Below are 12832 nucleotides of genomic sequence, written 5' to 3' on the forward strand. Positions count from 1 at the left end.
AGACACCAAACTTTTGAAAAGATATGTTTCAATAACTCAATTTTTGGGTACTAAGCTGGTATTGTGGTTTTAAAACAAACCGATCCTTTGTGGAACAACTTCCTTCCAATTAAAATTAACTTTCGACTATTTATAACATGAGTTTATATGCCAAAAGGAGAGTTTACAATGCAGGTTCAAAAGGTCGACCATCACGAATTGTTCGAGCAGATATACAACCAAGCACCTATTGGAATTGCACTCGTTGCTCCGACAGGAGAATGGAGAAAAGTGAATCCCGCATTTTGCTGTATGCTGGGTTATACGTATGAGGAATTAACGAAGCTCACCTACCAGGATATTACGCATCCGGATGATTCACCACAAGATGTGATCTATAATTGCGAGCTATTCGAAGGTAAATCGAAAGAGTATCAATATGAAAAGCGTTATATCCATAAAAATGGTAACGTCTTATGGATTTCGTTGCATGTTTCATTAGTTCGTAGCGAAATTACGGATGAACCTCTTTACTTCATTTGCCATATTGTTGACATAACTGACCGCAAAATGTCTGAACAAAAACTTCTGCATAGTGAAGAGATGTTCAAACTTATTACAGATCATGCTCAGGAGATCATCTATATTGCAGATCAGGAGGGCGTTTGTCGATTCTGCTCTCCCTCAGTCCAACGTTTGTTGGGTTATTCGCCAGAAGAAGTAATTGGTCAAAATAATGATGCATATTTCCACCCACAAGATGTGGAACGGATCTCACAGATGGACTTGACTAAAGGAAATCTGTTGAATATCAGGGTCCGTCATAAAGAGGGACATTATCTGTGGTTCGAGACCACATACAAGGTCTTTGGTGATGCTGAGCATGGACAGCAGATTCTTTCGATTGGACGAGATGTATCCGAACGAAAAAAACATAAAGACATCAGTGCAGAGGCTGAACGTATCGCTTTAATTGGCAGTTGGGAGTGGGATATGGTCAAAGACCAGATCGCGCTTTCCGATCAGATTTTTGAGATTTTTGAGCTTGAGCGCACCCGTAAATCATACTGTGCAAATGATGTTTTTAAAGTTATGAATGCTGCAGACATAGCTTCTTTACAAGAACAAATGGAATGGGTAAAACAAGGAAAACCGCTTGATTTTGAATACAAGCACAGTAGCTCTGATGGAAGTGAGAAGTATCTTCACTTACGCGGGCTGATCACGCTCGATGAATATCAGCAACCAGTTCAGCTGAACGGAACACTACAGGATATCACTGAACGTAAACGTATTGAATTTAAATTGCAGGAATCTGTGGAGCGATACACTTCACTTAAGAAATATAATCATGACGCCATTATCTCGTTTAACATGGATGGTAATATTATGAATGCGAATCCAGTAGCGGTGAAACTGACGGGTTGTCCCGTGGCTGAAATGATCGATACAAGCATAAGCAGATTTATTGGAGCGAGTAATCTCGGTCTGATCCTGCGCAGTAATAATGAGTTGGCTGAAAAGGAAATCAATGCTGTTCGTCATACGGATGGAACCGAGACAGAAGTCTTGGCTACGCTTGCTCCGATCATTATTAATAACTCTAATGTCGGGTACTACTTGATTGCAAAGGATATTACGGAGCAGAAGAAGCTGCTAGTTGCCAAAGAGACAGCCGAGAGAATGAATAAGGCCAAAAGTGAGTTTCTTGCGATGATGAGTCATGAAATTCGTACACCAATGAACGGTGTAATTGGGATGACGGATTTGCTTCTGGATACCCCTGGTCTTAGCGGGGAACAGAAGGAATATATCGAAATCATCCAGAAGAGCGGAGATTCCTTACTCGCCATCATTAATGATATTCTTGATTTTTCCAAAATTGAGTCAGGCAAAACCGATTTGGTAGATGATCCTTTTGATCTCGCAGAAATCGTCACAGAGACCGTGCAAATCGTAAAACCACTGGCTCGCGACAAGAAGTTGGATGTTCGTATGTGCGTAGATGACGCCATTCCGACTCCTGTGTATGGTGATGCTTACCGTCTTAAACAGGTACTTACCAATATCATTGGCAACGCGGTTAAGTTCACTTCAGAGGGCGGCGTTGAAATTGACGTTGGTATTAAGGAGAAGTGTGGCAATACCGTACAGCTTTATTTTAAAGTGAAGGATTCGGGTATTGGGATTCCGGTTGAGAGAAAACAACAATTATTTGAGCCATTCTACCAACTGGAGAATTTCATGACTCGCAAACCTCAGGGCACGGGTCTTGGCCTTGCCATTAGCAAAAAATTGGTGGAGCTTATGCAGGGAGATATCTGGATCGAGGAATCGGATGAACCGGGTACAATATTTGTATTTACTGCACGCTTTAAATTAACGAACGGTGAAGAGGGCAACAGGTTAGATCAACAACAGAAAAAGAACAGAACATCCGCTTTGCGGATTTTAATTGCAGAAGACAATGAAGTGAACCAACTCGTCCTTAGCAGAATAATCGAGAAAAAAGGACATGTTGTGGATCATGTCGTGGACGGTGTTGAGGCGGTTGAGGCGGTCAAACACAATGCATACGATATTGTCTTCATGGATGTGCATATGCCAAGACTGGATGGATTCGAAGCGACAAAAATGATTAAAGAATTAAAGTCCTCTGAGGATTGTCCATATATTATTGCGGTGACTGCAAATGCCGTAAGAGGAGACATGGAAAACTGCTTGAAGGCAGGCATGGATGCGTATGTCAGCAAACCGATAAAAATTGAGTCCATTATGCAAGCATTGGAGACCTATTACATCAAAAATAACCTCTGAGCGCGCTAAAATGGATTCATGAGCAAAAAGCTGCTAGCTTATATAAATAGGCTAGCAGCTTTTTTTATGCACAAATCTCTAAGGATTTTTGATCCACAATTTGGAGATGTCCAGATAACCGAATTCTGCTACCTGCATGCCGAAGATGCTCTGATCCAGTTCGGCCTGCTTGTTCATGTGACAGCCATGCAAGATCCAACAGTGATCACGTAGCAAGGCTTCAGCTTCATCCAGGAGCGCAGTACGGTCTGCCCGATGAAGTGTTGCGAAATGATCCAGTTTGTCATCCAATTGAGACTGGAATGCAGGAGACATACACATATGAAAATGGTTGGACAGGTTTTTGAAAAAGTGAATCATGCCGTACTGCCAATCTTCCTCCAGGATCTCTTCAGCGAGGATCAATTGCGCGTTTGTGGTTTCCTCAGAGTTGAAATAATCCACAACGGCCTGCATGCTGATGTTCAGACCGATGGACTCTGCCCGACACTGGAACCACTCCGCAACTTCTGCATCCTTATTATGTTTATACGATAATGTTACCGTCTCACCCTGGTACCCACAGTTATGCAGCAATTCACGAGCATGCTCAAGAGAGGCAACGGTCCAGTCTTGGGCTGCACTTTTCCACGGCAGAAAGCTGCTGGCTGGTGTGATCCGATTCCCGCCGAGATCTCGGACAAGCGCGACCGCATCATAGACGATACGCAGGGCTTGTCGAAATAAGGGATGATGATGGATGCCTTCCTTGTGAAAATTGAACAGCATATACTGACAACCCAGCGCCGGATAATTGATACTGTTCGTCTGATCACAGCCTGTTGCGAGACTCAATCGATCTGTCCCCGGTAGCTCATAATAGCGATCATTCGGACTCAGGTCAGGCACAAACCAGAAATGGACTTGATCCAGATGTGGCCGGATGCCGTAGTAAGCATCAAAAGCAGTAAGCTCCAGCACATCCTCATTCAGCTCAGAGATCTGAAAAGGACCGGTACCTATCAATGTATTGGCTACATTGTAATCGTAGGGCAGGATTGTCATCCGAATACAACTGAACAGATGCAAGAAGAATCGATTAGGACGATGTAGAACAAACTTGATGCAGTAATCACCAGCTACTTCCGCACGTTCAATATCCCGATATAACCAGATGGACGGACTATGTACATCAATCAATCGTTGCAACGTCGCTTGCACATCCCGGGACGTCATGACACGGCCGTTGTGGAAACGCACACCTTTTCGGAGATAGAAGGTCCATAAGCGATGGTCCTCGCTGCACTCCCACATGTGAGCCAGTGCTGGCAGGAATGATTCTGTCTTGGCATCATAAGTGATCAACGTATTACAGACCTGGCTTAATAGGTAGGTTTCAAATGCAGTATACACAAAGGCTGGGTCCAAATCACCTAACTGGCGTGACCTCATGATGCGCAGAATATCCTGACCAGAGGCAGTTTCATCGTGGCTATGAAATCCCATCTGTTGATGGAGGGAGAGCATGAGCTGTTCTCGCAATGTATCATCCACCTGAACAGTTCCGATGAGTTCAATAGCATTTTTCATTTTGCCTTTACCTAAAAGTTCGGTAAAACTCGCTTCCAGCGCTTCATTCATGCTACGCAGCATCGTTAACGCCGAATGATGTCCACGACCACGCCCGGCCTGCCAATGGATAAAGCCTTGTTCCTCCAATTTTCTAAGAATGAATTTCACATTACGAGGGGTGCAGCACAAGGCAGCGGACAGGCTATCAATCGTTACCGCTACAGGTTCATGAAGTTTGAATGAAAGTTGTTCCGCCCCGGCGAGCCTTATAAAGTGTGTATGCAGGGTATCCATGGTCATGACTCCTCTATTAAAGGTGAAAAGTGTGATCATATGTTTACACTTTTACTTCCCCCTTTTATCCTTACAATTATACATTAGAAGATGTAGTTCAAAAAGTCCGCTTTTGATTACGAAGGATGCCTATCGGCATCATCAGCATCGAATATGGAATTCAGCCGAAATGTCCGTTGCTCACGTAGTTTTGCCTACGCTCCGCTACTCCATTTCTAGCTTCATCCCATCTTCTCGGTACTGAAAACCGAACTTTTTGAACACGCATTAGAAGAGGTTGTTAAATCACCCCGCATTGGAGCACTTAGAAAGAATAGGAGAAGTTCGCATGAAGCAATATTTAAGACAAATTCACCCCTTGGCATGGACGATCATTATCGGAACCATGTTTGGACGTCTTGTGACGTCAATGAGTATCCCGTTTCTATCCATCTATCTGACACGTGTGCTAGATGCTACACCAACCCAGACCGGTATTACTGTGGCCGTTAGCTCGCTGGCAGGTGTCATGGTCAGCTTTTATGGAGGTTATATTTCGGACCGGATCGGTCGCAAAATTGTGATGTTAATCTCGGTATTTAGCTGGGCAGGTGTGTTTTTTATCTTTTCAGCAGCAGAGCATCTATGGGTGTTCTTTGTTGCCAATACGTTAAACGGATTATGCCGTGCAGTATTTGAGCCGACCTCCAGAGCACTGTTATCGGATATTACTTCACCGGAGAACAAATTGCTGGTGTTCAACCTCAGATATGCTGCAATTAATCTCGGTGTGGTGTTTGGGCCAATTATCGGATTTCAGCTGGGATCATCTGAATCGACGTTTCCGTTTGTGATCTCCGGCTTGGTATACATAGCCTATGGACTTGTATTATTTCTGCAATTCAAGCTACAGCATGCCAATCTGCCGGAGCGTCACCAGGCTACCGCCCCACGTTTGCGTGAAGCACTCATGACCACTGGTCGCGACCGGGTATTTCTGCCGGTATTAATCGGTACCACATTTTGTGTGCTGGGTTATGGGCATTTCAGTTCCACGTTGGCACAGTACTTGGCAAGGAGTCCGATCTTTGAGAATGGAAGTCAGATGTTCTCGTACATGCTTTCCCTGAATGCCGTGACGGTACTGATTATTCAGTATCCTCTTGTGCGAACCTTCCGAAACTTCCCACCGCTTGTCCCTCTGATTGTGGGTAACCTGCTGGTGGCAACCAGTCTGATGATGGTTGGAATCGCTGAAGGTGTACTCATGATGATGATGAGTGTCATACTATTTACCATTGGGGAAGTGTTGTTGTTCACCATGATGGATATGCTCATTGACCGGATTGCGAAGCCGGAATGGAAAGGGACGTATTTCGGTACCATCGGATTCAATAATATCGGTAGTGTCATTGCTCCTGTCATGGGAGGGGTGTTATTAAGTCAATTTGGAGCGGAGAATGGGCTCGCTGTCTTTCTACCGATTGCACTGACGACTGCCCTGGGAGTACCTTTTCTTCTGATCGCACATAGACGTCTTGTTGTTAGAGAGAAGCAAACCGAGTCCACATCAGTAAGTATGTAGCGAGAATAGAAAAGATTAATGACATGAATTAAATAACAATTCAGTTAAAATTATCTTGACGGATGTTAGTCCAGCGAATACAATAAACAACAAATATGTGAAACGGGTGGGATGATGATTATGTTTATGCCTATACAAATTTCGAATCGATAACTGAATACGCATGAGCATAGTGACATTAATCCAATTTTTTTGCAATGATCGCGTTGGGACAGTCATGTTTGTGCACCTCTGTCGTGGACGCTCATCATTATTGCGATGCAGAGGAGATATGGGAAATGTTTTGCATTTCATTCGATCTCTTTTGGCTACAAGCTGTAGATGAACATTAGTTCATCTATGGCTTTTTTGCATGCATTCCACCCAATTCGTTCACATGGAAAGGAGCGTTTGGAGCGTTATTTTATAAAAAACTAACTTGTTAAAAAGGAGAATGTACAATGGTCAATATATGTTCTACATATCAATTATGGGCGGGAAATCCCGATTTTAATGTCATTATGTATGACTCATCCTAGTGGGGGTAACTGCGATCGAAAGGTTATTCTGTCATCATAGTTACAGTGTAATGTTCTTTATTTCATTTGATATAAATAAACCGATAAAGAGGTGGGACCTGTGCCCAAAACAGAGAAAATCTCCATGTCATGGCTGCTGCGTTATCTAAAACCAGTTAAAGGACGGCTGGCCTTACTTTTAATCATGTTGCTCACATCAACGGGGCTTCAGCTCTTGAATCCACAGATTATCAAACGTTTTATCGATACAGCAGCAAGTGGGGGAGTCCTCACCAATCTTGTTCAGCTCGCAGGAATATTTCTGGTTGTTGCCGTGTTTAATCAACTCATCACGGTAGCGGTCAGTTATTTGGGGAACGACGTGGCCTGGCGGGCCACGAATCAACTGCGCGGAGATCTGCTGAAGCACTGCCTGCGTCTTGATATGCGTTTTCATAATGTGAAAACACCTGGAGAGATGATTGAACGTGTGGATGGTGATGTAACGAGTATCTCCAATTTTTTCGCGATGTTCATTGTGCAAGTGATCGGGAGTTTTGTACTGCTGGCCGGAATTCTCGGTTTCATGTTCAGTGTCAATGTGCCCATTGCTTTGGTTATGACCGTGTTTACATTGTTATCGATCCTGTTCATGGTGTTCATACGGAATCTGGGAGTTGACTCTTCCAAAAATGAGCGGGCGGCCAGTGCTTCCCTGTTCGGATTAATTGAAGAACGCATTGCCGGGATTGAAGATGTGCAAGCAAATGGTCATGTGCCGTATGTGATGAACCGTTTTTACCGCACAATGCGCACGGTATTCCGTAAGGGAAGAAAAGCCTGGCTGCTGCGGGTTATTCCGTGGAATACCACTGTAGTTTTGTTTGCTCTGGCGGTCACTGCGGTGCTTTTGCTGGGTGTGCATTATTATATGGAAGGTCTAATTAGTATCGGAACATTATTTCTGATCTACCAATATACACAGATGCTGAATGATCCGATTGAGATGCTTGGAGATCAGGTACAGGAGTTTCAAAAAGCAAAATCAGGCATGCTGCGCTCCAGAGAGCTGTTGTCTATGTATAGTGTGATTGAAGAGGGCACAGAGGAGCAATTGCCGGAAGGACCGCTTGGATTGGAATTCAGTCAGGTGCACTTCAGTTATAACCAGGATAAACCGGTATTGCAGGACATTAATTTTGCTATTAAGCCTGGTGAACGTCTGGGAATCATCGGTCGCACAGGTAGCGGCAAATCGAGTCTTAGTCGTGTTCTTCTCCGGCTGTATAATCTGGATCGGGGCACGATCCGTGTAGGTGGAACGGATATCACAAAGCTTTCATTACAAGCGCTTTATCGCCGCGTTGGCATGGTGACACAGGACGTGCAATTGTTTGATGGCACGCTGCGTGACAATCTGACCCTGTTCAATGAGGATGTATCGGATCAGATGATCAAGGAGACGACGGATCGCCTTGGACTTAGCCAATGGATTAATTCACAACCAGAAGGGCTTGATACGTATCTGGCAGCAGGTGGGGCTTCATTGTCCGCAGGGGAAGCACAGTTATTTGCCTTAACCCGCGTATTCCTGACCGAACCGAGTCTGGTTATTCTGGATGAGCCTTCGTCACGTCTGGATGCTGCGACCGAAAGTATGCTGCAATCTGCAATTGACCAGTTAATGAAACAATCCACAGGAGTCATCATTGCTCACAGACTGGCTACGCTGGAGAAAGTGGACCGGATTATGGTGCTAGGTGATGGGAAGGTACTGGAATTTGGAGCGAGAGAAGAACTTGCCAGTAACCCGGCATCTCACTATGCCAGACTGCTGATTACAGGCCGAGAGGAGGAATTGGCATGACTGTAGCAGGATTTATAGGCCGTTTGTTTCGATTCAGGCCTTTGTTATTTGTAATCAATGGATTGTTATGGTGTATATTTCACTCCTTACCGCTAGCCATTGGTATTGGAATGCAATGGTTTTTTGATCGCACAACAGTGGGGTCCAATGACTACATGTGGCTTGCTGTGCCGCTTATCTTTATTGCTTTGGTCCGAATGGCACGGGTGGGCACATTTTTTGTAGCCTTCTATGCATGGGTTACGTATCTGTATCATGTTCAGGCGATTTTGCGAACCAACATGCTCGCAGCGATCATGCGCTGGCCTGGGCGTAATCTTCCGGCTTCACCAGGAGAGGCGATGAGTCGCTTTCGGGATGATGTCGATGAAGTCGTCGAGTATGTAGAATCATGGGTGGACTTCTGGGGACGACTTGTATTTGCTGTTGTGTCCATCGTCATTATGGCGAACATTAATTGGCAGATCACATTGGTTGCTGTGCTGCCATTGGTGGTCGTGACCTTACTCAACAACCTGTCCGGGAATCGGGCTCGGAAGTATGCACAGGTTAATCGTGAAGCGACTGGGCGAATTACCAGTTTTATTGCGGAAACGTTTGGAGCAGTGCAAGCCCTGAAACTGGGTCAGGCCGAAGAGCATGTCTCTTCACGTTTCAACCAGTTGAATGAAGATCGTCGCCAGGCTGCACTTCGAGACAATCTGTTCAAGCAGTGGATGAGATCGATGAATCAGCATGTTCTAAGTATCTGTACCGGATTGATTCTACTGATGTGTGCAGCTGAGATGAAAGCAGGGAACTTTAGCGTAGGTGATTTTGCCTTATTCACCAGTTATCTGGCCAATATCGGATTTAGCATCTCACTGTTTGGTTATATGGTGTTTCAGCACAAAAGGCTCAAGGTATCCTATGATCGTATGCGTAAGCTATTCCGCCCGGGGGAAGAAGACCAGATCATGGATTCGAGGGAAATCTATCTGTATGAAGATCCGCCGGAGCTTGTAAGTGAACAGAGGGACCCTAAGGAGAAGTTGCAATCTCTTGAGGTGAATAAGCTGACTTATCAATATCCGAATTCTGCAAATGGCATAGAAGAGATCAGTTTCCGTCTGAAACGTGGACAATTTCTTGTTATTACGGGAAGGATCGGGTCAGGTAAATCAACACTTGTACGCACACTTCTTGGACTGTTACCCAAGCAAAAAGGGGACATTCACTGGAATGGAGCAGCTGTTGATCCAGCCACGTTCCTGATGCCGCCTAGAGCTGCGTATACCCCGCAAGTGCCAAGACTGTTTAGTGATACGTTGAAAGAAAATATCGTCCAGGGCAAACAGGGGAACACTGAGCAAGTCCTTGAAAAAGCCATTCGTCTGGCTGTGATGGAGAAGGATATCAAACATCTGGATCAGGGGCTTGAGACCCCGGTTGGTCCAAGAGGGGTGATGCTGTCAGGCGGGCAGATTCAGCGCGCGGCCACAGGACGCATGTTAATGACGGAGGCGGACCTCTTTATCTTTGATGACCTGTCCAGTGCACTGGATGTGGAGACAGAACAACAAGTATGGGAAGGGCTGTTCCAAGAGCCGGATGTCACCTGCATCGCAGTTTCTCACCGCAGGGCAGCACTTTCCAAAGCAGATCACATTATCGTGATGAAAGATGGACGCATTGAAGCTGAGGGAAGTTTGGCCGAATTGCTTGCCACCAATGAAGAGATGCAGCTGCTGTGGCAAGGGGAGCAAACCCCCGCGAAAGTCGGGTAGCTTTGAAAATTTAGAAAAGATAATAAGAAAGCAAAAAAAAGCCTTACAGACAACTCATTGAAGAGTACGGTCTGTAAGGCTTTTTATTGTTATAACGAGTGTAACGATGTAATATTTTTATCTCATCATTTGAGCAATCAAGGAATACGCAATGATGACCAGGAAGATAATAGTGATATGGTTAATGGAGAAGATAAACATCCGTTTGGACCATTTCTCTGTTTCTTTCTTATCAAAGGTAGCCACACTAAGAATGAGCCAGGCCAAGCTAACCAGAAATGCCACAATAGCGACAAATGGACTCATCGGCCAGAATAAAAAGCTGGAGATCAGTAACAGTACCAGATACACATTTGTCTGAATGTATGTCCGTCTGATGCCTTTAACAACGGGCAGCATGGGAACACCAGCAGCCTTGTATTCGTCAAAACGGCGAATCGCAATCCCATAGAAGTGAGGCATTTGCCATAAGAGCATCGTAACAACCAATGCCCAGATCTCGAAATGACCCAGTTCAGGTGAAATGGCTGCCCAACCGATGAGTGGAGGCACAGCACCCGAAAGACTTCCCACTTCCGTGTTGTAGATCGTTGTACGTTTGGTCCACATCGTGTAAGGGAACACGTAAAGCAACAGACCCAAAATACCAAATACAGCAGCGGATGGGGAAGCGATGTACAACATGATGCCCCCGATGATGGTGATTGCAATACCGAGAATCAGACCCGACTTGGTATCTACGCGTCCCGTAACGGTAGGACGTTTCTTCGTACGTTCCATGATCGCATCAATATCACGATCATACAAGTTGTTAAACACCCCTGCAGCTCCAATAATGAGAGAAGACCCAATAAAGGAAAGGATGATTGGTACAATATTAGCTAAGATTGAAGCATCAAATACATATAAAGCCAAACTTAAACCCGCAAACATGGCGATCAGGTTGGACTTGATGATTCCGATTTTGATCGTATCGAAGAAAACTTTCGGAATCGAGCTATACTCCAGGCTGATATTGGTCTGTGAACCATTGTTCAATGTTTTCAAGAACTCACTTCCTATATCTATACTTATATATTATGTCGCTATTATACCATTCAATACACTATGTGATTTAATTAACGTTTTAGTATTTAAAATAATGTCATTTGATTGTGAACAATTTAAAAACAAGGTTTTTTTTAATTGTTAAATAATTATTTCTGTGTTACAGGAGAAAATCTAAAAATCCGGTATAACAGTGATTCAAAGTTTGCTCTGTCATTGTAGTGTAAGTGTAAATAATCTTTTATTCAACTCACACAGGCTGGATTGAAGAAGGGAGTTAAAGATATATGTTGCAAAATGGTTAGGTTTTGTTTATTGTAGATATAAGATATCTTTAATGGTTTTGTTTTGTTAGAGTGTGTTCTTGTAAATCTCCGATATTACTTTCTTAAGAGAAAGCGGAGGTTATTTTTAAAACTAAATTAGAGATATTAAATATCTGGAAAGGGTGAATATTATGAGTAATATGGATCAACTCTTGGATGTACTTATTATTGGTGGAGGACCAGCGGGGCTTAATGCAGCCCTAGTACTTGGCAGGGCCCGCAAGAACGTTGTGGTCATTGATGATGAGACACCGCGTAACTGGGTTACAAGGGAGACTCATGGGTTTGTGACAAGAGATGGGGCAAGTCCACGTGAATTCCGGAAAGCTGCCAAAGAACAGATTGCAGCGTATCCTTCAGTTCAATTTGCATCCGATACAGCAACAGCGATAACAGGTAGCGATGGTGATTTTGTAGTTAAAACTACACAACGGGCAAGTTATCGCACGAAAAAGATTTTGTTTGCGGTAGGTAAGAAAGACCTTCCCTTGGATATTAACGGATTAACAGAGGTTTACGGTAAAAGTGCGTTTGTGTGTCCATATTGTGATGGATGGGAGTTAAGAGACCAATCGCTGGTCATCATCGTTAATGGAGTTAACGCATTACATATGGCAAAAGTCATATCCGGCTGGACAGAACGTTATACGATCTGTACGAATGGATCAGATTCCTTAACCGATGAGCACCGTGAAGAGCTGAAGCAGCATCATGTTACTGTATTCGATGCACCGATTCAATCCATTGACTCTGAAGAAGGGATGGTACAGCAAGTTGTACTACAGGACGGTACTGCGATTCCATGCACAGGGGTTTTCTTCCAACCGAAACTGTTTACCGGATCAGAACTGCCAAAGGCCATCGGTTGTGAAATTTCAGAGTTGGGAACGGTTATCGTTGATGCTTCCGGCAAAACATCTGTAGCGGGTGTATATAGTGCTGGTGATGCAGCATCCGAGATATATCAGGCAATCACGGCTGCGTCTCTGGGGGCATTGTCTGCGGTAAGCATTAATAATGAATTGAATTTCGAGAACTGGGATGAGCCAAGTCAACATTAGAATAAATTAAAAAGCTTCATAGAATCAAAGCGTCATTGGTTCATACAGTAGGGGATTGCATAT

7 protein-coding genes are annotated in these 12832 nt (G+C 44.2%); 5 read left to right on the forward strand and 2 right to left on the reverse strand.

Features of this window, described 5'->3' with window-relative positions; translation table 11 throughout:
• Positions 1-168 precede the first annotated feature (168 nt).
• A complete protein-coding gene (locus NST33_RS13340) occupies positions 169-2796 on the forward strand; it encodes a PAS domain S-box protein (protein WP_339308208.1) in 2628 nt (875 codons plus the stop codon).
• 78 nt (positions 2797-2874) lie between these two features.
• Here the strand turns inward: NST33_RS13340 and NST33_RS13345 are convergent, their stop codons facing one another.
• Positions 2875-4641: an ABC transporter substrate-binding protein gene (locus NST33_RS13345; protein WP_339308210.1), complete on the reverse strand. Its 1767-nt coding sequence runs from the start codon at positions 4639-4641 to the stop codon at positions 2875-2877.
• 328 nt (positions 4642-4969) lie between these two features.
• On the opposite strand from NST33_RS13345, the gene NST33_RS13350 reads away from it, so the two are divergent.
• From NST33_RS13350 to NST33_RS13360, 3 genes are all read left to right on the forward strand, one after another.
• A complete protein-coding gene (locus NST33_RS13350; protein WP_339184745.1) occupies positions 4970-6205 on the forward strand; it encodes an MFS transporter in 1236 nt (411 codons plus the stop codon).
• Positions 6206-6823: 618 nt separating this feature from the next.
• Positions 6824-8569 carry an ABC transporter ATP-binding protein gene (locus NST33_RS13355; RefSeq protein WP_339184748.1) on the forward strand — a complete coding sequence of 582 codons (1746 nt, stop codon included), beginning with the start codon at positions 6824-6826 and terminating at the stop codon, positions 8567-8569.
• Positions 8566-10335, forward strand: coding sequence for an ABC transporter ATP-binding protein (locus NST33_RS13360; protein WP_339308212.1), 1770 nt, complete (start codon positions 8566-8568; stop codon positions 10333-10335). The genes NST33_RS13355 and NST33_RS13360 overlap by 4 nt, the downstream gene beginning before the upstream one ends.
• Positions 10336-10452: 117 nt before the next feature.
• On the opposite strand, the gene cyoE is transcribed toward NST33_RS13360, so the two are convergent.
• Positions 10453-11382 carry a heme o synthase gene (gene cyoE / locus NST33_RS13365; RefSeq protein WP_036608378.1) on the reverse strand — a complete coding sequence of 310 codons (930 nt, stop codon included), beginning with the start codon at positions 11380-11382 and terminating at the stop codon, positions 10453-10455.
• Between the two features lie 466 nt (positions 11383-11848).
• Between cyoE and NST33_RS13370 the strand changes: the two genes are divergently transcribed.
• Positions 11849-12769, forward strand: coding sequence for an NAD(P)/FAD-dependent oxidoreductase (locus tag NST33_RS13370; protein ID WP_339308688.1), 921 nt, complete (start codon positions 11849-11851; stop codon positions 12767-12769).
• Positions 12770-12832 lie beyond the last annotated feature (63 nt).

Source organism: Paenibacillus sp. FSL L8-0435, assembly GCF_037965655.1.
Lineage (GTDB): Bacteria > Bacillota > Bacilli > Paenibacillales > Paenibacillaceae > Paenibacillus.